This window comes from Paraburkholderia sp. SIMBA_030 (assembly GCF_046535245.1).
Taxonomy (GTDB): Bacteria; Pseudomonadota; Gammaproteobacteria; order Burkholderiales; family Burkholderiaceae; genus Paraburkholderia.
The window spans coordinates 1-239 of sequence record NZ_JAWRXB010001541.1 but is presented as its reverse complement, the minus strand read 5'-3'; the positions used below and the strand labels follow the sequence as shown (position 1 = coordinate 239).

The following is a 239-nucleotide window of genomic DNA, read 5'->3' as shown; positions in this document are numbered from 1 at the left end:
ACGGGATGAAGCGGTTCTGCCGCAACGTGCGCGCGACCGACGTCGCGGTGCTCGAGCTCGACCGGCCAGGCTCGGCCGCGCGGCGGATCATCGTCGACGAATGCCGGCGCGCGCTCGACGAGGACGGTGCCGACGCGATCGTGCTCGGCTGCGCGGGGATGGCCGAATTCGCGCACGAGATCGAGCAGCAGATCGGCGCGCCGGTCGTGGAAGGCGTGACGGCGGCCGTCAAGTGGGCC

Annotated in this window: 1 protein-coding gene; it reads left to right on the top strand. The window is 72.4% G+C overall.

What is annotated here, in order from left to right; genetic code table 11:
- Nucleotides 1-239: aspartate/glutamate racemase family protein (locus SB772_RS45185; protein WP_410839173.1), on the top strand; the 239-nt coding region annotated here is incomplete at both ends.